Annotated in this window: 18 protein-coding genes; 8 read left to right on the top strand and 10 right to left on the bottom strand. The window is 66.0% G+C overall.

The genetic code is table 11. The features are described 5' to 3' along the window. The first annotated feature begins 94 nt into the window (after nt 1–94). The 3 genes from AC0L3X_RS37730 (at nt 95) to AC0L3X_RS37720 (ending at nt 2,707) form a co-directional block, all read left to right on the top strand. Nucleotides 95–1,729, top strand: coding sequence for an isocitrate lyase (locus AC0L3X_RS37730; RefSeq protein ID WP_354131827.1), 1,635 nt, complete (start codon nt 95–97; stop codon nt 1,727–1,729). Nucleotides 1,730–1,759: 30 nt separating this feature from the next. Further along, nucleotides 1,760–1,969, top strand: coding sequence for a DUF4170 domain-containing protein (locus AC0L3X_RS37725; RefSeq protein WP_008137787.1), 210 nt, complete (start codon nt 1,760–1,762; stop codon nt 1,967–1,969). 183 nt (nt 1,970–2,152) lie between these two features. After that, nucleotides 2,153–2,707 carry a hypothetical protein gene (locus AC0L3X_RS37720; protein ID WP_354131826.1) on the top strand — a complete coding sequence of 185 codons (555 nt, stop codon included), beginning with the start codon at nt 2,153–2,155 and terminating at the stop codon, nt 2,705–2,707. 134 nt (nt 2,708–2,841) lie between these two features. Here AC0L3X_RS37720 and AC0L3X_RS37715 read toward each other — a convergent pair whose 3' ends face one another. After that, complete coding sequence (locus AC0L3X_RS37715) at nt 2,842–3,723, bottom strand: metallophosphoesterase family protein (RefSeq protein WP_354131825.1); 882 nt, start codon at nt 3,721–3,723, stop codon at nt 2,842–2,844. Between the two features lie 128 nt (nt 3,724–3,851). Between AC0L3X_RS37715 and AC0L3X_RS37710 the strand changes: the two genes are divergently transcribed. Beyond that, nucleotides 3,852–4,343, top strand: a complete 492-nt coding sequence (locus AC0L3X_RS37710; RefSeq protein ID WP_354131824.1) for an NUDIX domain-containing protein — start codon at nt 3,852–3,854, stop codon at nt 4,341–4,343. A gap of 50 nt (nt 4,344–4,393) precedes the next feature. Here the strand turns inward: AC0L3X_RS37710 and AC0L3X_RS37705 are convergent, their stop codons facing one another. The 3 genes from AC0L3X_RS37705 to AC0L3X_RS37695 all read right to left on the bottom strand — a co-directional run bounded on the left by AC0L3X_RS37705 (nt 4,394) and on the right by AC0L3X_RS37695 (nt 6,048). Beyond that, a complete protein-coding gene (locus AC0L3X_RS37705; RefSeq protein WP_354131823.1) occupies nt 4,394–4,798 on the bottom strand; it encodes a VOC family protein in 405 nt (134 codons plus the stop codon). A 55-nt stretch (nt 4,799–4,853) separates the two neighbouring features. Then, the gene (locus AC0L3X_RS37700; protein ID WP_063985170.1) at nt 4,854–5,234 is read right to left on the bottom strand and encodes a DUF2304 domain-containing protein; all 381 of its coding nucleotides are present in this window, start codon (nt 5,232–5,234) and stop codon (nt 4,854–4,856) included. A 64-nt stretch (nt 5,235–5,298) separates the two neighbouring features. Beyond that, nucleotides 5,299–6,048: a glycosyltransferase family 2 protein gene (locus tag AC0L3X_RS37695; RefSeq protein WP_354142005.1), complete on the bottom strand. Its 750-nt coding sequence runs from the start codon at nt 6,046–6,048 to the stop codon at nt 5,299–5,301. Between the two features lie 125 nt (nt 6,049–6,173). On the opposite strand from AC0L3X_RS37695, the gene AC0L3X_RS37690 reads away from it, so the two are divergent. Genes AC0L3X_RS37690 through AC0L3X_RS37680 form a run of 3 tightly spaced genes read left to right on the top strand, consistent with a single transcriptional unit; the run spans nt 6,174 to nt 8,428 of the window. Next, the gene (locus AC0L3X_RS37690; RefSeq protein WP_354131821.1) at nt 6,174–7,346 is read left to right on the top strand and encodes a hypothetical protein; all 1,173 of its coding nucleotides are present in this window, start codon (nt 6,174–6,176) and stop codon (nt 7,344–7,346) included. Nucleotides 7,347–7,399: 53 nt separating this feature from the next. Beyond that, nucleotides 7,400–7,915, top strand: a complete 516-nt coding sequence (locus tag AC0L3X_RS37685) for a GNAT family N-acetyltransferase (protein ID WP_166350180.1) — start codon at nt 7,400–7,402, stop codon at nt 7,913–7,915. Between the two features lie 30 nt (nt 7,916–7,945). Beyond that, nucleotides 7,946–8,428 (top strand): GNAT family N-acetyltransferase, encoded by a 483-nt coding sequence (locus tag AC0L3X_RS37680; protein WP_354131892.1) that lies wholly within the window; start codon nt 7,946–7,948, stop codon nt 8,426–8,428. A 131-nt stretch (nt 8,429–8,559) separates the two neighbouring features. Here the strand turns inward: AC0L3X_RS37680 and AC0L3X_RS37675 are convergent, their stop codons facing one another. The 6 genes from AC0L3X_RS37675 to AC0L3X_RS37650 all read right to left on the bottom strand — a co-directional run bounded on the left by AC0L3X_RS37675 (nt 8,560) and on the right by AC0L3X_RS37650 (nt 18,468). After that, on the bottom strand, nt 8,560–10,947 hold the full coding sequence (locus AC0L3X_RS37675) for a TonB-dependent receptor (protein ID WP_354131820.1): 2,388 nt from the start codon (nt 10,945–10,947) through the stop codon (nt 8,560–8,562). A 147-nt stretch (nt 10,948–11,094) separates the two neighbouring features. Next, complete coding sequence (locus AC0L3X_RS37670) at nt 11,095–11,499, bottom strand: DUF2946 domain-containing protein (protein WP_063985167.1); 405 nt, start codon at nt 11,497–11,499, stop codon at nt 11,095–11,097. 145 nt (nt 11,500–11,644) lie between these two features. Further along, nucleotides 11,645–13,708, bottom strand: a complete 2,064-nt coding sequence (locus AC0L3X_RS37665) for a hypothetical protein (protein ID WP_354131819.1) — start codon at nt 13,706–13,708, stop codon at nt 11,645–11,647. Nucleotides 13,709–13,715: 7 nt separating this feature from the next. Next, complete coding sequence (locus AC0L3X_RS37660) at nt 13,716–16,529, bottom strand: DUF4159 domain-containing protein (protein WP_354131818.1); 2,814 nt, start codon at nt 16,527–16,529, stop codon at nt 13,716–13,718. After that, on the bottom strand, nt 16,526–17,470 hold the full coding sequence (locus AC0L3X_RS37655) for a DUF58 domain-containing protein (protein WP_063985164.1): 945 nt from the start codon (nt 17,468–17,470) through the stop codon (nt 16,526–16,528). Before AC0L3X_RS37655 ends, AC0L3X_RS37660 begins: the two co-directional genes overlap by 4 nt. After that, a complete protein-coding gene (locus AC0L3X_RS37650) occupies nt 17,470–18,468 on the bottom strand; it encodes an AAA family ATPase (RefSeq protein WP_071916189.1) in 999 nt (332 codons plus the stop codon). The genes AC0L3X_RS37655 and AC0L3X_RS37650 overlap by 1 nt, the downstream gene beginning before the upstream one ends. 257 nt (nt 18,469–18,725) lie before the next feature. Here AC0L3X_RS37650 and AC0L3X_RS37645 point away from each other — a divergent pair, with 257 nt between their 5' ends. Next, nucleotides 18,726–19,340, top strand: a complete 615-nt coding sequence (locus tag AC0L3X_RS37645) for a DUF1285 domain-containing protein (protein WP_473317240.1) — start codon at nt 18,726–18,728, stop codon at nt 19,338–19,340. The last annotated feature ends 24 nt before the right edge of the window (nt 19,341–19,364 follow it).

Raw genomic sequence — 19,364 nt, 5'->3', positions numbered from 1 at the left:
CTTTCTGGCGTTTAGCTCATGACACGCATTTCGCAATGCACTGTCAAAAATGTCGATGACAAGTTGAGTTGTCATCAGCGAAAGGATCGAGCAGATGAATTACCAGCCCCGTGGCATCAACGCCCTGCAGAGCCCGGCCTCGTATCAGAGCGAGGTCGAGGCAGCCCAGGCGCTCCTCAAGACCCAGCCGACCTGGAACGGGGTGTCCGCCGAGGCCGTCGCGCGCATGCGCCTGCAGAACCGCTTCAGGACCGGTCTGGACATCGCTCGCTACACCGCGGCGCTGATGCGGGCCGACATGGCGGCCTATGACAACGATCCGACCAAGTACACCCAGTCGCTGGGCTGCTGGCACGGCTTTATCGCCCAGCAGAAGCTGATCTCGGTCAAGAAGCACTTCGGCGGCAAGACCGATCGCACCTATCTGTACCTGTCCGGCTGGATGATCGCGGCGCTGCGCTCCGAATTCGGCCCGCTGCCCGACCAGTCGATGCACGAGAAGACCTCGGTGCCCGCGCTGATCGAAGAGCTCTACACCTTCCTGCGCCAGGCCGACTCGCGTGAGCTGAACGACATCTTCCGCAGACTCGACAAGGCGCGCAAGGAAGGCGACAAGACCAGGGAGAAGGAGCTGATCGAGAAGATCGACAACTTCCAGACCCATGTCGTGCCCGTCATCGCCGACATCGACGCGGGCTTCGGCAACGCCGAGGCGACCTATCTGCTCGCCAAGAAGATGATCGAGGCGGGTGCCTGCGCGCTCCAGATCGAGAACCAGGTCTCGGACGAGAAGCAGTGCGGTCACCAGGACGGCAAGGTCACCGTGCCGCACGAGGTGTTCCTGGCGAAGATCCGCGCCTGCCGCCATGCTTTCCTCGAGCTCGGCATCGAAGACGGCGTCGTCGTGACCCGTACCGACTCGCTCGGCGCCGGCCTGACGCAGCAGATTGCCGTCAGCCACAAGCCCGGCGACCTCGGCGATCAGTACAACAGCTTCCTCGATTGCGAGGAAATCACGCCGGAGAACGCCCGCAACGGTGACGTCATCATCAACCGTAACGGCAAGATGATGCGTCCCAAGCGCCTCCCCAGCAACCTCTACCAGTTCCGTCCCGGTACTGGCGAAGACCGCTGCGTGCTCGACAGCATCACCTCGCTGCAGAACGGTGCCGACCTGCTCTGGATCGAGACCGAGAAGCCGCATATCGAGCAGATCGCCAAGATGGTCGATCGCATCCGCAAGGTGGTTCCGAACGCGAAGCTGGCCTACAACAACTCGCCGTCGTTCAACTGGACCCTCAACTTCCGTTGGCAGGTTTACGACGCGATGAAGGAAGCCGGCCAGGACGTCAGCAAGTACAACCGTGCCGAGCTGATGAAGCCGGAATACGACGATACGCCGCTGGCGAAGGAAGCCGACGAGCGCATCCGCACCTTCCAGGCCGACTCAGCCAAGCGTGCCGGCATCTTCCATCACCTGATCACGTTGCCGACCTACCACACGGCAGCGCTCTCGACCGACAATCTGGCGAAGGAATATTTCGGCGACCAGGGCATGCTCGGCTACGTGAAGAACGTGCAGCGCGCCGAGATCCGCCAGGGTATCGCCTGCGCCAAGCATCAGAACATGGCCGGCTCCGACATCGGCGACGACCACAAGGAATACTTCGCGGGCGAGGCTGCCCTGAAGGCGGGCGGCGCCCACAACACGATGAACCAGTTCGGCTAACGCACCACGCTATTCGACAGGAGACTGACAATGACCAAAGGCAGCAATTTCTGGGTGATCGGCGGCGAGTTCGGTTCGATGAACTTCCACAAGCTCGTGGAAGGCTCGGCCCAGGTGCAGGGTCCGTTCAAGACCCGCAAGGAAGCCGAGGATGCCTGGCGCTCGGTCTCGGAAGAGAACCGCCACAAGGCCGGCGTCCGCTTCTCGATCGTGGAAGAGCCGTCGCGGGTTTCGGCCTGACAATCTGAACTAAGAAGACGTCCAAGGACGGAGGGTCCCATCCGGCGCAAGCCGGGTGGGATCGTCTGTTTTTGGGACAGGTCAATCGGCTGTGGGCGCCGTAAGTCTCTGGAATTGTGGACCCTTTGCGGAGGGTGTGGTTGCTGATAGGTTAATGGAGGAAAGTCGAGGACGAGGCCGACAATGTCAGAGCCTGAGACCAGCGGGACCCATCCCAGCCAGCCGCGCCCGGTACGGCTGCGCGACGCGCTGCTGCGCGCACGGATCGAGGCCGCCGACCGGACCGGTGTGGTGGTCGATTTGCGCGACGCAGAGGTGGCGCGGCTGGAGATCCTCAACGACGCGCTCGATCCCCTGTTCGCGCAGGTGCCCGACCAGATCGACCTGTTCGATCGCGGCATCAGCCAGGGCGATACGCCCAGGCTCTGGATCGATGTCGTCGCACACATCATGATGGGGCGCGACAAGCGGATGTACCGCTTCGTCCAGGACACCCGCTTCGGCCGTATCGTGCTCGCCGAATCGCACGACACCGCAGCGATCGTCGAGGCCGTGACGGACTACGTCGCCCGCCGCATGATCGAGCGCGAGCACGCCATGGTGGTGCCATCAGAGCCGAAGCCCGCGGCTGCCGAGCTGCCGCGCCGTTCGCGCCTCTGGCCGTTCGTGTTCGGATTCATTTTCGGCGCGGCCGCCTTGTTCGGCCTCGCCGTGCTGGCGGCCCTGCGGAGCTGGTGAGACGCCCTCCGCCGTCATTGCGAGTGCAGCGAAGCAAACCAGGAATCTTTCCGCGGAGAGACTCTGGATTGCTTCGCGGAGCCTGTCATCGGGCCGCGCTTCGCGCGGACCCGTTGGCTCGCAATGACGGCGAACTAGATCAGCCTTGCCTGCTTGATCTGCCGGATCTGAAATCCGGATCCGAGGCCCCGCACGGTCTGCTCGCAGCGCCAGCCGGCATTGTCTTTCTCGATCGTGAACAAATTATACGCTGCCGCCGGGTAGCGCCCGTGGGCGAGCGCGGAGGCCGACGGCACGCCGACCGCGGGGATGTTGCCGTTGGGGCCCTCGAACCACATCGTCGAATGAATGTGGTCGTGCCCGTGCAGGATCAGCTCGACGCCGTGACGCTTGATCAGTGCCAGCAGCGCACCCGCATCGGTCATCCGTTTCTGGCGCGCGCCGGACTTCAGGGGATGATGTACCAGCAGCACGCGGAAAGCGTCCTCGGCGGCGAGGCGGTCGAGGACCGCTTCGAGGGACGCGAGCTGATCGCGGCCGAGCGTGCCTGTCGCCATCAGCGGCAGGGTCGGCACCGCCGTGGACAGGCTGATCAGCGCGAGCGGCCCGCGCCGGCGTACGCCCGGAAAGCCGACGCTGCCGTCATCGCCAGTGAGATAAGGCGCAAACGTCTCGCCGAAGCGGTGAGAGGTGGCGCGGACATAGGCATCGTGATTGCCGGGAATGGTGGTGACGCGGTCGGGCGGACCGACGCCGTCGAGCCAGGCGCGCGCCGGCGCGAACTCCGCCTCCAGTGCCAGATTGACGAGATCGCCGGTGACCGCGATGTGGTCGGGCGTCTGCGCCTGGACGTCGGCGACGAGCGCGTCGAGCACCTCGCGGCGCTGGTACTTGTGCCGGTTGCGCGTCCAGTTGACGTAGCCGAGCGCGCGCTTGCCCGCGAGCTCGATCAGCCGTGGCTTCGGCAACGGCGGCAGATGCGGGTCGGACAGATGGGCGAGCGTGAAGGGGGCCATGGCGCGCGATTGCCTCGCTATTCGTCCGCTGTAATGGCAAGGTCGCGAGGACTGTGCAAGCGGGGCCCGGGCAGGGGCCTCTTGGGAGTCTTCTCGGGAGTTTTCTTGGGAGTTTCTTTGGGAGCCTGATGGGGGATCGTCTGAACCGCGTCCGACGGACATTCGAGCCGCTGCTGCGGCGAATCTTCCACGCCTATTTCCTGCTTGTCCGCGGCATGACGCTCGGCGTCCGCGCCGTGGTGCTGGATTCCGAGAACCGGGTGTTCCTGGTCAGGCACAGCTACATCACCGGCTGGTATCTGCCCGGCGGCGGCGTCGATCTCAGCGAGACCATGGAGCAGGCGATGCGGCGCGAGCTCAAGGAGGAGGGGGACATCGATCTCACCGGTGACGCGGTGCTGCACGGCATCTTCCTCAACAGCCACGTCTCCCGCCGCGACCACGTCGCGGTCTACGTGGTCAGGCAGTTCAAGCAGGATCGCGTCCCTGAGCCCAACCACGAGATCGTCGAATGCGGATTCTTCGCGATCAATGCGCTGCCCGAGGGCACCACGCACGGCACGCGGCAAAGGCTCGCGGAAGTGCTGGATGGCAAGCCGCCGACCGCGACGTGGCGGTGAGGAGATTTGGCGCTGAAGCGATCTGACGTTGAAGCGATCCGGCCGAATCCTCAAGCCCGAAACGGCTGCCCGATCCCCAGCAGGTTGCCTTCGCTGTCGCGGAACCAGGCGCCCCGCTCGCCAGTACCCTTGCTCGGATAGTTTCCCGCGATCTCCGCAATTCCATCGACGGTCTTCAAGCCGGGCAAATCATAGTCCTCGAACGCGACGCCGCGTGTGCGAAGTTCGCGCACAGTTGCCTCGATATCCTCGACTTCCCACCCCATTTGCGTGTGCGTGCCGGATTGCGTGCCGGCCGAGACGAATATCGCAAACTCGCCGGCCGCACAGACGTAACGGAGCCCACCCTCGCGCTGCTCGACCGGCTCGAGCCCGAGCTTTTCCGAATAGAACGCCCGCGCGCGGTCGAGGTCTTTGGCTGGAAGCCGGGTTGCCACCTTCGCGTTCTTCAGCATACCCGCTCTCCCTGTCTTTGCCTCGCGACGACGCTGGATTTCCTCGGCTACGCGCTCATGACTCGACGCCCTGACGGCCCTGCTTCGCCTGCAACTCCAGCACCAGCAGGCTCTGCTCCTGGATCAGCGCGCAGTTCTGCCGCTCCAGCCTGTGCAGTCGCGCCGTCATGTTGTGCATGAACGCGAACACCACCAGGAACAGGGCGCCGAACATCACGACGAACGGAAACACGACGCCGGTCAGATGGCTGACGAGATAGGCCAGTGTCGGAAACAGCGTGAAGCCCGCGGGGATGATCGCCACCATGGACAGCATCAGGAAGTCATAGAGATCGAACTTGCCTTGCATCGTCTTGCGCAGCAGCACCAGCATGTAGATCAGCGCAAAGGCGGAGACGACGACGACCGTCTCCGGACTTGGAAGGGCATCTGTCACGGCTGCCTCCTCAGGATGTTCGACGAGATGATGAGACCACAAATCGGAACGGGGACGCTCGGCGTCATGACGCCCTCACGAGGCGCGCGAGCAGGATATAACCGAGGACGCGGATCATGTAACTCGCCGACTTCAATCCGTCGATCGAGCTGACGCCGGTCTCCCGCGCCCGCATCTCGACCGCCACTTCGCTGACCGTGAGGCCTGCGCGCATGGCCCAGGCCAGCGAGATCGGCTCCGGAAAATCCGTCGGATACGCTTTTGCGAAGAAGGCGATGGCCGAACGGTCGAGCAATCGCATGCCGCTGGTCGGATCGGTGATGCGGCCGCCGCTGAACAGGCCGTTGAGCGCAAGCACGATCAGCCTGATGCCGGCGCGCCGCATGCGCGTGGAGCAGAAACCGGCATGGTCGATGAAGCGGCTTCCGATGGTGATGTTGGTGGGGTCGTTGCGATAGGCCTCCAGAAGCGTCTCGATGGCGCGCGGATCATGCTGCCCGTCGCCGTCGATCTGGATGCAGAAATCAAAATCCTGACGCGCCGCGTATTTGATGCCGGTCTGCACGGCGCCGCCGATGCCGAGATTCTGCGCGAGGCGGGCGACCGGCGAGCGGCAGCTTGCCACCGCGGACGTCGCGTCCGACGAGCCGTCGTCGACGACCAGAGTGTGGTAGCCGCGGCCGGTCGCCGCGATCTCGCTCAGCAGGCCGCCGACCGAGGCCTCCTCGTTGAAGCATGGAATGATGATGAGGACCCGCGACGTGCCCTGCTGCGGTGCGGCAGCACCGTTGCGGTACGTGTCAGTTGAACCCAAGCCCAGTCCCATATCGGCCACGTCTGCCCCACCCCCAGAATCCCCACTTTGCTATACTTGCCGGTGCTTTTCATGTACAGGCGGCGGGCCATTTCAAGCTGCGGGGGGCCGCCCGGCGAATGCCGATGAGAGCTGTTAAAGTATTTTTTTCAATTGTGTTTCTGGCAATTCTGGCCAGCAACATCAGGCTGATCTCGCATTGGAGCGAGAGCCGCGGCGTCTATGACGACATCTGCTATCTCAGGCAGGCGCATCTGTTCCAGCGCTTCGGCTGGCAAGGGCTCGACACCAGCCTCGCCCGTGAAACCGACGGCTATCTCGCGGCCAAGTTGCGCAGTATCGATTTTCCGAACTGGAACGAACCGACGCGGGCACCCTGCCACACCCAGACTGCCGACGGCAGCAAATGGGTGATGACGCCGCCGCCGGGCACGGGCTTCGTGCTGGCGCTGTTCCCGGAGGGATTCCAGGTCGTTCCGCTCTATATGCTGGCCAACGCGATCGTCGCCGGCCTTGCGCTGTTCGGCTTGTGGCGGGCGCAGGAGAAGGTCGGCTTGACGCTCGCCGCATTGCTCGGCGCGCTCTCGATCTACTTCATGATCAATCCGACCAAGGCGAGCTATTCGATGGCGCCGACCATGGTCGTCTGCGCGCTGGCGGGTTTGTTCACCGCAAGACTGTTCGTCGATGAAGACCGGCGGCGCCTGCTGATGGTCGCTGCCGTCGGCGTGCTGCTCGGCCTGTCCGCGAGCTTTCGGATCGCCAACGTGGTTCTGTCGGCCGGCTATTTCCTGTTCTTCGGATTGTCGTTCCTGATCTGGCGTAACCGCGAGACGTTCATTTCGGGTCTCGCGCTCGGCCTTTCGTTCCTCGTCGGGCTGTTGCCGGTGTTCGCAGCGAACCTGGTCAATTCAGGCAATCCGCTGGTCTCGGCCTATGGCGGCCAGGATACGGCCCCGCCGAGCCTCGACCCGGCCGTGCTGTTGGCCTATCTCCGCGACACGCAATTCCCGTTGATCGTGATCGCCTGCGTCGGGACCGCGCTGCTGTGGCGCTTCGCCGGCCATGGCGGCGTCAGGAAACTCGCGTTGCTGGTGGGGGGCAATCTCGCGCTGAATCTGGCGTTCTTTGCCACGCATCCGGTCTTCACGCAGTACTACGTCATCCCGATCCTGATGCTGTCGCTGTGGACGCTGCTGTTCGCGGCGGTCCTCAGTCGCGGTCCGGCACAGGGTTTTATCGCCCACGAGGCCGATGGACCGCGGCCGTCTGAGATGTTATCCCGCATCTCGCATTGACGCGTTTTCCTGACGCGAACCTGAAACCACTTCGCTCGAAGACGCATGCCGACATGACCGATCTCTCGCTCACCATCCTTCCGGAAGCCGCCGGCGACGCCCAGGCGATCGAACGGCTGCACGAGCGCACCTTCGGCCCCGGCCGTTTCGTGCTCAGCGCTTACCGCATTCGCGAGCATGTCGACCATCTGCTCGACCTATCCTTCACCGCCCGCATCGGCACGCTGCTGGTCGGCTCGGTCAGGCAATTGCCGGTGCTGGTCGGCGAGACGCAGGCCCTGCTGCTCGGGCCGCTCACCGTCGAGCCGCCGTTCCGCGACCGCGGCATCGGCCGTCTCCTGATGGAGCGCGCGCTGAAGGACGCCAAGGAGAAGGGGCACCGTCTGGTGCTGCTGGTCGGCGACGAGCCCTATTACAGCCGCGTCGGCTTCAAGCCGGTGCCGAAGGGCCGCGTCACCATGCCGGGCCCGGTCGACGCCGCGCGCGTGCTGGTGTTCGAGCTCGTCGACGGCGCTTTCGAGGGCGTGTCGGGGCAGGTAACGCCCGACTGGAGCAAGGCGCGAGGCTAGGGCTACGATACCTCTTGCGGAGTATCCATGATGCAGGTGCGGCCCGCTGATGCCGGTGAAGTCGATCATATCGCTCAGCTGTGGCACGATGCCTGGCATGGGTCGCATGCCTCGCTTGCACCGGCAGAACTGGTCCGCCTCCGCACGCTCCCGAATTTTCGCGATCGGCTGGCGGTCATGCTTCCCGACATCCGCGTCGTCGGCGCGGCTGGCGCGCCGCTCGGTTTCTGCGCCGTCAGGGCCGACGAATTGTATCAGCTCTTCGTATCGCCGAAGGCGCACGGCGCGGGCGTGGCCGCGGCGCTGATCTCCGACGCAGAGGCCCGCCTTGCCGCGCGCGGCGTGGAGCTGGCGTGGCTGGCCTGCGCCGTCGGCAACGCGCGCGCTGCGCGGTTCTACGAGAAGAGCGGTTGGCGCAACGCCGGCACCTTCGTGATGATGACGGACACCTCGAACGGGCCGTTCCCCGTCGATCAATGGCGCTTCGAGAAGCGGCTGACGCGCAGCCCGTAGCCCGGATTTCGCTCCGCTCCATCCGGGCTACGGTTCACTCAACGCGCGTGTGCCGGGGCCCGCGGGCCCCGGCTGTCGCAAGGCTAGAACTTGAAAAGGCTAGAACTTGAAAAGGCTAGAACTTGAAAAGGCTAGAACTTGAAGTTGGCAAACGCCCGCACGCCGATGCCGGGCATCAGAACCTCGTCCTTGGTGTAGGACACCGAGTTGCGGATGTTTTCGTTGAGGAGATTGTTGCCGACGATGCCGGCCGTCATCTCGCGCGCGCCGAACAGACGCGGATCGAGCTTGGTCTTGTAGCTGACCTCGGCCTTCAGCAAATTGTAGCCCGGCGTTGGCGTCTCCGCGATCACGGCGACGTTGTTCTGCGCGAAAGCGTGCAACAGGTTGACGCGCATCAGCCAGTTGTCATCGCGCCAGAACACGCCGCCGCCTATCCGCAGCGGCGGAATGCGCGGCACGTTGGTGCCGTCGGTGAAGGTGGCGCGCACCACGTCGAACTGGTTCTCGATGCCCCAGATGCCGCCCTGGAATGCGCCGACGTCGAGCTGCGACTGGAATTCGCCGCCGCGGAAATTGGCATTGCGTTGCGAATAGACGGCCTGGTTCAACTCGGCGCCCGGCGTGCCGCAGGACGCAAAACTGTCGTCGCACATCACGCCGGTGAGGCGGCGAAAGATGAAATTGTCGAAATGCGTGTAGTAGACGGTCGCCTCGAACCGGAACGGCCCCGTCGCCTTGCGCAGGCCGACCTCGACCGACTCAGCGGTCTCGATCGTGAGGTTCGGATTGCTGATGTCGAACGTCGCGGTCGCATCATGCGCACCGCGCGAGAACAGTTCGGCCGGCTTCGGCGCGCGCTCGACATATTGTGCGGTGATGCTGCCGACCATGCCGCCCGGCAGGTCCTGCAACAGGCCGATGCTGCCGCTCTTCGGCGTGAAGGACGGATTGCGTGCGATGCCCACCTGCGGCGTGCCGTCGGGTAGATAATCCGGCGGGAAGTTCGGCGTCGTGCCGTGCAGCTCGACATGCTCGATGCGGCCGGCGATCTGCGCCCGCGTCGCGTCCGTGAACTTGAACTCGTTGAAGGCGTAAGCGGCAACGCGGGTGTTGTTGTTGGGGTCCCACAGGCCGTTGAACAGCGTACCGGGATTGTCAGGGCTCGGCGCGGTCAATTCCTGATGGCCGACCTGAAAGCCCAGCGCCGTCGTCACCTCGGCGAAGCGCGCGTTGAACGGCATCAACTGCACCTCGGTGCGGATCTCCTGCTCCTTGTTGGTGAAGGTCTGCCGCACACCGTCGGTGTTGGGATCGGCGGGATCGGCAAGGCCGATCTCGTTGTGTCGATAATCCGTGGCGCCAGCCCAGAAGCGGATGGTGTCGATCGCGGCGGCATCGGGCCGGTACTCGCCCTTGACGTTGATCTTGGTCTGGTGCGCGTCGATCCGGGTGTTGTGGTCGGCGCCGTCGATGCCGGGGATATGGTAGAGCGAGTCGTTCTGCGTGATCGACGCGCCGATATAGCCGCCCTGGAAGAAGTAGGAGCCGCCGATCGAGGCGCCGTCCGTGCGCGACGCCGAATTGGGCTGGCGCCCGTTTGTGATGGTCCGGGTCTGGTCGGTCAAATAGGGGTAGCTCGGGATGCCGTAATCCGTCGTGTTGCGGCCGTAGACGTCGGCATGGAACGCGAAATTGCCGGCGCCGGTGTCGAGCAGCACGCCGCTCTCGACACCGCGATCGACCGAGCTGAACGCGGAACGCGTCTCGGCCGTGACGCAGGGCGATGTCCCGGCGGTTGCGAGTGGCGCCTTCACCGGCATGCCATAACTCTGGAACGGCTGGGCACCGCAGGTTGGCAGCGCGTCCGGAATCCGGTTGTTGGTCGCGCTGACGACGCCGCCGATCGAGGTCGAGCCGTAGCGGAGCGCGGCCGGCCCGCGCACCACCTCGACCTGATTGGTCGCGAGTGTATCGATCGGGACGAAGTGATCCTCGCCGAGATCGGATGCGCCGTTCGCATTGGTGCCGTTCTCGACGATGCCGACGCGGTTGACGTCGAGGCCCCGGATGATCGGCCGGCTGGAGGCGCCGGGTGCAAAGCTCGAGCCGGTGATGCCGGGCTTGGAGAACAGCAGATCGCCGAGCTGGCCGCCGCCCTCGCGGCGGATCTCCTCGTTCGGCACCACGGTGACGGTGGCGAACTGGTTGGTGACGATTGGCAGCACGCCCTGCTGGGGCGTGGCGGCCGTCGCTGGCGCCGCCGGCGTTGCTTCCGCCGCGCGTTGCTGGCCGCGCGACCGTCCGGTGCGCGCGACATGGACCGGGCTGCGGGTCGGCACCACCCTGCGCACGATCGGGCTCGGCGCCGTCACGGTGACGGCGGGGATCTCGGTCGATGATTTATCTTGCGCAGGCTGTTGTACCGGCTCTTGGGCGAGCGCCGATGTGGCGGCGGCGCCGAGCAGGAGCAGGCTTGCTCCACCCAGACGCTGCGCGCGTCGCAATTCAAATGACATAGTCCTGATTCCAGTCAGGCGCCGTCCGCAAGGTTTGGTGCTGATCGGAGGCGGCCTGCCGTCGCTGCGCGACGGAATTCGACTTCAACTTCTCCCGTGCGTTCGCCGGAAAGCGGCGAGCCGGGCGTGATCAAGTGATGTCTGGAGTCAGGACGCGGGAGGGGCGCGGGGCTGGAACGCCGTGCCGGCCGATTTCAGATGGACGAATTCGGCATCGGTGGTGAGCTGAAGCAGCTCGATCGCCTGCGGCAGCAGGAGCACAGGCGGCGTCGCGGATACGACGGTACCCGCCATCGCGACCACGGCGCAGATCGCGCAATTGTCCTCGCCCGGCTGCTCCCGGTCGGGGCCGGCGGGCGATTGCTTCTGGACCGCGGCGCGGTCGATCGAAGCGATGCTCTTGCCGCTGTCGGTCTGCTGGAGCGAGGACTGGGCGAGGGGAGCGGCCTGGGCGAACCAATGGCTGTGGCCGAACGTCAACGCGAACTGCACCAGCATCGCGAACAACGCGAGCCGGGCGCCGTGCCTGATATTCGACCGGAACCACTTCATCTGAAAAAGCCACCCCACATCGCGAGGCGCCGATCCCCTCGGCTTCCTGCGATGTTATAATGTAACATCGCAGGAGCGGTCAGCTTATGTCAACGGAAGTCAGACGATCTCGCGCGGGTGGCCGCGCGATGTGTCGTTCAGGCAACTAGCGCCCTTCGCGGACCCAGGTCGCGGCAAACGCGCCGAGCAGCAGCAGCAGGCCGATCAGGCCGGCAAAGATCGGCAGCACGCCGACGCCCTTCACGACGCTGGCGTCACGCATCCGCACGCCCATCCAGCCATCTCCGGCGAAGACGCTCGCCGAACGCACCGGCACGATGCGCGGCAGCTCGACGCTGGTGCCGTCGACCACGCGCACGGCGTTGCCGCCGGTCGCCTGCGTCAGCGGCTTCAGGGTTTCAGTCGTGGAGGTGACTTCCGAAAACTCCTTCGGATTGGTCGGGCCGACATTGATCAGCGCCTTCAGCGTGCCGTCGGTCGCCTGCCACAGGCCGAGCTCGCTGGCCGGCAGGCTGGCGCGCCACTCGCCGGGATCGGCCGGGCTGAGCGTCAGGTCCTGCGATACGCCGGACGGCGAGGTCACGCTGACCGGCTGGACGCTGTCCGACATGGTCTGACGCACCACGACGAGGTCCTTGCCCTGCACCTGGAGGCGCAGTGCCTCTTCATCGAGGTCCGGCTGCTTCATCAGCCAGTGCGACATCCGCCGCAGCAGGTCGAGATGCGGGCCGCCGCCTTCATAGCCGCGCGCCCACAGCCAGATATGGTCGGAGAGCAAGAGCGCGACGCGGCCCTCGCCGAAGCGCGAGAGGAACAGGAGCGGCTTGCCGTCGACGCCCGTCATCACCGGCGGGTTGACCGCATTGCGGGTGTCGACGGTGCGGAAGAAGCGGCTCCAGCGCGGCGGTTCGGAGGCCGAGCCTTCGAGGCCGCGCGTGACCGGATGGCGTTTTCCGATCTCCGACAGATGCGCATAGAACGGCTTTTCCGTCACGCCGACGGGCTCTGCCGGCAGCACCGAATCCAGCGGCGTGCGCCAGATGCTGGTGTTGGAGGCATAGTCGGGGCCGGCCGAGACCAGCACCGCGCCGCCCGCGCGGACATAGCGCGCGATGTTGTCGAAATAGGCGATCGGCAGCACGCCCTGGCGGGCGTAGCGGTCGAAGATGATCAGCTGGAATTCGTTGATCTTCTGCTGGAACAGCTCGCGGGTCGGAAACGCGATCAGCGACAGCTCGTTGATCGGCGTGCCGTCCTGCTTCTCCGGCGGACGCAGAATGGTGAAGTGCACGAGGTCGACGCTGGCGTCGGACTTCAGCAGGTTGCGCCAGGTGCGCTCGCCGGAATGCGGTTCGCCCGAGACCAGCAGCACGCGCAGCTTGTCGCGCACGCCGTCGATGGCGACGACCGCGCGGTTGTTCACCGGCGTCAGCTCTTTCTCGAGCGGCGAGGCCTCGATCTCGACGATGTTGGGGCCGGCATGCTTGATGTCGACGTCGACGCTTGCGCTTTGGCCGCTTCCCAGCGTGCGCTCGCCCAGGACCTCGCCGTCCCTGCGGATCGTGACCTTGGCGCGCTCGCCGGTGACGCCCTGGTCGTCGAGGCGGTAGGTGATGGTCTGGGTCTGTCCGACGATGCCGAAGCGCGGCGCGGCCGTGATCGCAATGCGGCGGTCGCGCTCGTCCTTCTGCCCGGTGATCAGCGCGTGCACCGGCGCCTGGAAGCCGAGCCCGGCGGTATTGGCCGGGATGTCGTGGACCCGGCCGTCGGTGATCAGGAACGCGCCGGCGACGCGGTCGACCGGCACGTCCGACAGCGCGGTGGCCAGCGCCCCGAACAGTTTTGTGCCGTCGGTCTCGCCATCGGCCTGTCCGGCGTCGACGACGCGGACCTCGAGGCCCTTGATCTTCTTCAGGCTGTCGACCAGCGCTTCCTGCGCTTGCGCGGCCTCGCGATTGCGGTTGCCGAAATTCTGGCTCGGGCTCTTGTCGACCACGACGGCGGCGACCGAGGTGAGGGGATCGCGGTCCTCGCGGGTGAAGGAGGGATTGGCGAGCGCCAGCAGGAACAGCGCCAGCGCGGCCACGCGCACGGCTGCACCGCGCGCACGCGCCACCAGCAGCACGAGCGCAACGACGACGATCGCGGCGAGCGCGAGCCACAGGACGATCGTGGGAACAAGCGGCGTGAACGCAATGCCGTAATTCATGTCGATCCTATTGCCCCAGCCGTTCGATCAGGGCCGGTGCGTGCACCTGGTCGGCCTTGTAGTTGCCGGTCAGGGTGTACATCACGATGTTGGCGCCGGCGCGGTAGGCGAATTCGCGCTGGCGGGCGTCGCCGCCGGACATCGGCAGCATGAACTGACCGTCGAGCCGCTGCGCCCAGGCGCCGGCCAGATCGTTCGAGGTGATGATGATGGGCGAGACGCCGTCGCCGCCGCGGGCCGGCCGCTGCGCGCTGTCGTCGTCCTCATCGCGCGGCAAGGCCTCGACCCAGGTCTGGCCGGTGCTGAAACGGCCCGGGAAGTCGCGCAACAGATAAAAAGTCTTGGTCAGCACGTGCTCGCGCGGCACCGGTTCGAGCTCGGGCACGTCGAGCGACGACAGGATCTCGCGCAGCGTCTGCATGCCCGGGGTCTGTGCGGCGCCGTTCTCGCCGGGCGGCACTTCGATCGCGTCGCGGGTGTCGAATAGCACGGTGCCACCCTGCTTCATGTAGGCGTCGATCTTGTTGATGGCATCCTGCGGCGGCTTGGGCGCGCCCGGCACGATCGGCCAGTAGATCAGCGGGAAGAAGGCGAGCTCGTCGCGTCCGGGATCGATGCCGACGGGATCGCCGGCCTCCAGCGCGGTGCGCTGCGCCAGGAACTGCGTCAGACCGGACATGCCGGCCTTGACGATGGAATCGACGTCGGCATTGCCGGTGACGACATAGGCGAGGCGGGTTTGCGACACCGCCTTCATGGCGAATTCGTCGGAGGCGCCATCGGCGCGCGACGGCGCGGGCGCAAGCGACACCAGGCCTGCAAGCGCCAGCCCGACGACGATCATGGCTGTCGCGGCGCGCCGGCGCAGCAGCGCGGCGATCCCGCCGCCGAGCACCGCGACGATGATGGCGTCGATCAGGAACAGCGCGAGCGCCGTCGACAGCAGCCAGCCGCGCAGGTCGCGCGGTTCGGCATTGGTGTAGGTCGCGTGCCGGGCGCGCAGGCCTGCGGTGTTCAGCGCGGCGATGCGGTCGGAAGCTGCGAGCGTGTTCACGGCGAGCGGTCCTTCTGCCGGACCATAGAAGCCGGGCGGATGATCAGGCGTAGCGCGGTCGCGATAATCCGCAGGCAGCGGCTTTGCGGTGGCCGGTGGCGGACCGAATGCGCCGAAGCCGTCGAGGATGTGCAGCGGCGCCACCGTCTCGGTGCTCGCCTCGGCCGCGACCCCGGGCCCGGGCTTGGCGGTGTAGCCGGACATGTCGACGACCCGGCGCAGCATTTCAACGAAGGTGCCCGACATCGGCAGGTCAGACCAGCGCATGTCGGCGCTGACGTGGAACAGGCTGACCAGGCCCTTGCCGCGATGCTCGCCGGTGACGAGCGGCGTGCCGTCTTCCAGCGAGGCCCAGCTCTTGGTGGCGAGCACCGCGTCGGGCTCGGCCAGCACCTGGCGGTTCACGGTGACGTCCTTGGGGACTGCGACGCCGGCAAACGGGCCGTTCGCCGCGAAGGCGGCGAGATGCTGCGGCTTCTCCCAGGTCAGGCTGCCGCCGAGCGTGCGGCCGCCCTTGCGCAGCTTGACCGGCACGAGATCGTCCTCGGCCTGCGCGAGCCTTGGACCGGCGAAGCGCACCAGCACGCCGCCCTGGTCGATCCAGGCGTTGAGGCGCTCGCGGATTTCAGGAGCGACGGTGCCGACATCGGCAAGGATGATCATCGGCAGCTTCTGGTCGAGGAATTGGGTGATGCCCTGCTGCGGCGAGCCCCGGTCGGCGAGCCGCACGTCGGCGAACGGCGCCAGCGCACGGGTCAGGTAGAAGGTCGGCGCCAGCAACGGCTGCGCGGTCTCGCTGGTCGTGCCGGTGACGATGCCGATGGCGCGGCGGCGCCACCGCTTGTCGAGCAGTTGCACCGCGCCGGCCGAACGCTCGCCCGATATCTCGAGCCGCGTGATGTCGTTGCGCAGCTCGACCGGCAGGTCGAACGAGGCTTCGGTCTCCTTGTCCTGCGGGCCGAACGAATAACGCGCTTCGCCGATCGGCGAGGACTTCTGGTCCAGCGCGCGCACGGTGCCGACGGCGATGCCGCTGTCGGTGCGCAGCACCTTCACCGTCATCTTGGCGGCGGCGTTCTCGGCGGCGACGAGCGCCAGCGGGGAGGACGTGCCGCCTTCGAACACCGTCAGGCTGCGATCTCCGATGGTCTTGCCAAGGCCCTGCACGAAATCCTCGCCACGGCCGGTATCGACGCCATCCGAGAGCCAGGCGATCTCGCAGTCGCCGGTGGCCTTCAGGAAACGGTCGATGGCGGTCAGGGTTTCAACGCGATCGATCGAGTAGGGCTTTGGCGCGAGCTGGCGCAATGCGACGCGCGCCGCACCCGCCGGCATCAGGGTGATGTCGCGGTTCGGCTCGGACAGCGGCACCAGCGCGATGGCGCGGCGGTCGTTGTCGGCATTGGCGATCAGCTCGTCGGCGGCCCTGACCCTGACATCCCAGTGCGATGCGGCGCTCCAGCCGTCGTCGAACATGATCATCAGCGGTGCCTTGCTGCCGGCGGCGCCTGTTTGCGGATTCCAGATCGGTCCGGCGGCGGCGAAAATGACGAGCGCCGCAGCCAATAGCCGCAGCGCGGTCAGCCACCACGGCGTCCGCGAGGGCGTCTCTTCTCTTGGCGCGATGTCGAACAGCAGGCGCGTCGGCGGAAACTCGATGCGGCGCGGCCGCGGCGGCATCACGCGCAGCAGCCACCACAGCACCGGCAGGCTGACGAGGCCGATCAGGAGCAGCGGTTCGGTGAAGGCGAGCGGCAATCCCATCATGCGGCCGGCCCCACCTTGATCGTCGTGGTGCGGGTGCCCGACTTGCTCACCTGCATGCCGGCATGCAGGAACAGCAAGAGCTCGGCGGCGGAGCGGTCGGTCGCGTGGGTGGTGAACAGCCAGTTGAGCCTGCTGGTCTCGGCGCGGATCTGGTCGCGGTGCAGCGCGAGCCGCGCGGTGTAGTCCTGCGCCCAGCTCTCGGCGCGGCCCGCCGTGATCACGCCGAAGCCCTCGGGCTCGACGAACTCGACGCGGCCGGAATAAGGGAACGACTCTTCGGCGGGATCGACCACCTGCACCATCGTGCCATGCGCGCCGGAGCCGGACAGGCCCGCGAGCGTGGATTTGATCTCCGCGATCGGCGACCAGAAATCCGACAGCACGATGATCTCGGCGAGCGCGGAAGGCACGAAGGACGGCGGCAGGCTCAGCCGGTCGGCATCGTCATGCAGCATCGCCTGCGCCATCTTGTCGATGACGCTGCGGCTCGCGGTCGGCGCCATCAGTCCGGGAATGCCGACGCGTTCGCCGCCCGAGACCAGCAGCTCGGCCAGCGCGAAGGCGACGATCAGCGTCCGCTCGAGCTTGGATTCGCGCGCGGTCTTGGAGGCGAACGCCATCGAGGGCGAGCGGTCGGGCCAGATCCACACCGTGTGCGAGGCTTCCCATTCAAGCTCGCGCACATAGAGATGGTCGTCGCGCGCCGAGCGGCGCCAGTCGACGTTCTGCGCCGGCTCGCCGGAGACGAAGCGGCGGTATTGCCAGAAATTTTCGCCGGAACCGGCGCGGCGCCTTCCGTGCAGGCCGTGGATGACGTTGGCGGCGATACGGCGGGCTTCGAGCACCAGGCGCGGCAGCGAAGCGGCGAGCGTACGGCTTTCGCCATCGGCACGTCGGATCGCGATGATCTCCTTCGCTGTGTGCCCGTTGTCTGCGGCCATCAACCGATCCGAGCCTTCAATTGTTTGATCACGTCCGGAATCGTGCGGCCTTCGGCGCGCGCCTGGAACGTCAGCGCCATGCGGTGCTTCAATATGGGCTCGGCGAGGTCGAGCACGTCGTCGATCGAGGGCGCCAGGCGTCCGTCGATCAGCGCGCGTGCGCGCACGGCGAGCATCAAGGATTGGCTGGCGCGCGGGCCGGGACCCCAGGCGATGAACTTGCCGGTCTCGCCGCTCTCCTCGCCCGGACGGGCCGAGCGGACCAGCGACAGGATCGCCTCCACCACGGAATCGCCGACCGGCAGACGGCGGATCAGCCGCTGCGCGGTGATCAGCGCATCTGCGTTCATCGATCCCTTCGCCAGCGTCTCCTCGGCACCCGTGGTCTCGAACAGGATGCGGCGCTCGGCGTCGCGATCGGGATAGTCGACGTCGATCTCCATCAGGAAGCGGTCGAGCTGGGCTTCCGGCAGCGGATAGGTGCCTTCCTGCTCCAGCGGGTTTTGCGTGGCCAGCACGTGGAACGGCTTCGGCAGGTCGTGCCGCGCACCGGCGACGGTGATGTGCTGCTCCTGCATCGCCTGGAGCAGCGCCGACTGCGTGCGCGGGCTGGCGCGGTTGATCTCGTCGGCCATCAGCAGCTGCGCGAACACGGGACCGGAGATGAAGCGGAAGGAACGCTTGCCGGCGGTGCTTTCGTCGAGCACTTCGGCACCGAGAATATCCGACGGCATCAAATCGGGCGTGAACTGGATGCGCTTGGCGTCGAGACCCAGCGTGATGCCGAGCGTCTCGACCAGCTTGGTCTTGGCGAGGCCGGGCACGCCGATCAGCAGCGCATGGCCGCCGGAGAGGATGGTGACGAGCGTGTTCTCGATCACCCGATCCTGGCCGAAGATGACGGACGCGATTGCGTCTTTCGCCGCGCGAATCTGGCTCGACACCTGCTCGGCCGAACGGACGATTCCGTCTTCCAGTTTCTCGACACTTTCCGCCATCCGTCAGCTCCTTAAGTCCGCCACGCGGCCCGCTTGCGTCGTCAAGTCATCACAAGTCGCACATGGGCCCTATGCTAGACTTGCAGGAAGGCCATGTATTCGTTGAATTAACCTATCCCCACCTTATCGGCTTAGGGATATGTAGGGCATCACGAAGTGGCGACCTCCACACCGGGTTAATCCGGTGTGGAACCGCGCACCCGGGTACAACGTAAAACCTGCACCAATCGTGCCAACAGACAGAGTCAGGGCAAACCATGGCGAACCAAGGGCAGAGCGCCGATCGAGGTCTTGAGGGGCTGACTGCCGCCGCCAAAAGTGCCGCCAATACCGAAGGCGCCACGAAGGGCCTGCCGCCGGTGCATCTGTGGAATCCGCCGTTTTGCGGCGATCTCGACATCCGAATCGCGTCCGACGGTACTTGGTTCTACATGGGCACGCCAATTGGACGACACGCCCTGGTCCGCCTGTTCTCGACCATCCTGAAGCGCGAGGGCGACAAGCATTTCCTCGTCACGCCTGTGGAGAAGGTCGGCATCCGCGTCGACGACGCGCCGTTCATGGCGGTCGAGATGCAGAAGGACGGCGAGGACAACCATCGCGTGCTCCGCTTCCGCACCAATGTCGACGACTGGGTCACCTGCGATGCCGCGCACCGGCTGCGCTTCGAACAGGCCAGGGAGGGCGGGCTGACGCCATATCTGCATGTCCGCGCCGATCTCTGGGCCAAGGTCACCCGCGCGCTCTACTACGATCTGGTTGACATGGGTGAGGAGCGGATGGTCGATGGCCAGCCGATGTTCGGCGTCGAGGGGGGCGGGGGCATGATAGCCAAGGCCGCCCCCGCGCACGGGGGGGGGGCCCAGTTATAAAAAAAAAAAAGAAAAGCCGGGCCG

This window comes from Bradyrhizobium sp. MI1.7, assembly GCF_055811795.1.
This window is presented reverse-complemented; position numbering and strand designations above follow the sequence as displayed.

Coding starts and splice junctions, on each gene's coding strand:
- AC0L3X_RS37730 (WP_354131827.1), top strand. CDS start 95: ATGAATTACCAGCCCCGTGGCATCAACGCCCTGCAGAGCCCGGCCTCG.
- AC0L3X_RS37725 (WP_008137787.1), top strand. CDS start 1,760: ATGACCAAAGGCAGCAATTTCTGGGTGATCGGCGGCGAGTTCGGTTCG.
- AC0L3X_RS37720 (WP_354131826.1), top strand. CDS start 2,153: ATGTCAGAGCCTGAGACCAGCGGGACCCATCCCAGCCAGCCGCGCCCG.
- AC0L3X_RS37715 (WP_354131825.1), bottom strand. CDS start 3,723: ATGGCCCCCTTCACGCTCGCCCATCTGTCCGACCCGCATCTGCCGCCG.
- AC0L3X_RS37710 (WP_354131824.1), top strand. CDS start 3,852: ATGGGGGATCGTCTGAACCGCGTCCGACGGACATTCGAGCCGCTGCTG.
- AC0L3X_RS37705 (WP_354131823.1), bottom strand. CDS start 4,798: ATGCTGAAGAACGCGAAGGTGGCAACCCGGCTTCCAGCCAAAGACCTC.
- AC0L3X_RS37690 (WP_354131821.1), top strand. CDS start 6,174: ATGAGAGCTGTTAAAGTATTTTTTTCAATTGTGTTTCTGGCAATTCTG.
- AC0L3X_RS37685 (WP_166350180.1), top strand. CDS start 7,400: ATGACCGATCTCTCGCTCACCATCCTTCCGGAAGCCGCCGGCGACGCC.
- AC0L3X_RS37680 (WP_354131892.1), top strand. CDS start 7,946: ATGCAGGTGCGGCCCGCTGATGCCGGTGAAGTCGATCATATCGCTCAG.
- AC0L3X_RS37675 (WP_354131820.1), bottom strand. CDS start 10,947: ATGTCATTTGAATTGCGACGCGCGCAGCGTCTGGGTGGAGCAAGCCTG.
- AC0L3X_RS37670 (WP_063985167.1), bottom strand. CDS start 11,499: ATGAAGTGGTTCCGGTCGAATATCAGGCACGGCGCCCGGCTCGCGTTG.
- AC0L3X_RS37665 (WP_354131819.1), bottom strand. CDS start 13,708: ATGAATTACGGCATTGCGTTCACGCCGCTTGTTCCCACGATCGTCCTG.
- AC0L3X_RS37660 (WP_354131818.1), bottom strand. CDS start 16,529: ATGATGGGATTGCCGCTCGCCTTCACCGAACCGCTGCTCCTGATCGGC.
- AC0L3X_RS37655 (WP_063985164.1), bottom strand. CDS start 17,470: ATGGCCGCAGACAACGGGCACACAGCGAAGGAGATCATCGCGATCCGA.
- AC0L3X_RS37650 (WP_071916189.1), bottom strand. CDS start 18,468: ATGGCGGAAAGTGTCGAGAAACTGGAAGACGGAATCGTCCGTTCGGCC.
- AC0L3X_RS37645 (WP_473317240.1), top strand. CDS start 18,726: ATGGCGAACCAAGGGCAGAGCGCCGATCGAGGTCTTGAGGGGCTGACT.